Source organism: Cellulomonas fimi, assembly GCF_028527925.1.
GTDB classification, from domain to species: Bacteria; Actinomycetota; Actinomycetes; order Actinomycetales; family Cellulomonadaceae; genus Cellulomonas; species Cellulomonas fimi_C.
The window spans coordinates 1-614 of the sequence record NZ_JAPESW010000154.1 but is presented as its reverse complement, the minus strand read 5'-3'; the positions used below and the strand labels follow the sequence as shown (position 1 = coordinate 614).

Here is a 614-nt window from a genome sequence, read left to right as displayed (position 1 = left end):
CCCTCGAAGCGGTTGCGGTAAAAGTCCGCCAGGCCGGCTTCAGCCCGTTGATCCTCGGCGACCTCGAAGGCGAAGCGCGGGACGTGGCCAAGGTACACGCCGGCATCGCCCGGCAGATCGTCCAGCACGGCCAGCCGCTGGCGGCGCCGTGCGTAATCCTCTCCGGCGGCGAAACCACGGTGACCGTGCGCGGCAATGGCCGTGGCGGGCGCAATGCGGAATTCCTGTTGAGCCTCACCGACAGCCTCAAGGGCCTGCCCGGCGTGTACGCCCTGGCCGGTGACACCGACGGCATCGACGGCTCGGAAGACAACGCCGGCGCGATCATGACCCCGTGCAGTTACCGGCGCGCCGAAGCCCTCGGCCTGTCGGCCAGCGACGAGTTGGATAACAACAATGGCTACGGCTATTTCGCCGCCCTCGACGGTTTGATCATCAAAAAAAAAAAAACAAATCAATACCCATACAGATTAATTAGATCGTTCGCGTCCTCAATTACAGGTTTTCACAAGACAGATAGAATTATACGTGTGCATTCCTACGCATTCAATTCAGCGTTCTACTTATCGACATTACAATAGTATTTCTGTATGATAACATCCCATCCACTCTTA

At 57.7% G+C, this 614-nt stretch carries 1 protein-coding gene; it reads left to right on the top strand.

Annotated elements, in window-relative coordinates; genetic code table 11:
* Nucleotides 1–581, top strand: a 581-nt coding sequence (locus OMK64_RS21465) for an MOFRL family protein (RefSeq protein ID WP_272730149.1), incomplete at its 5' end; no start/stop codon positions are given.
* Nucleotides 582–614: the final 33 nt, after the last annotated feature.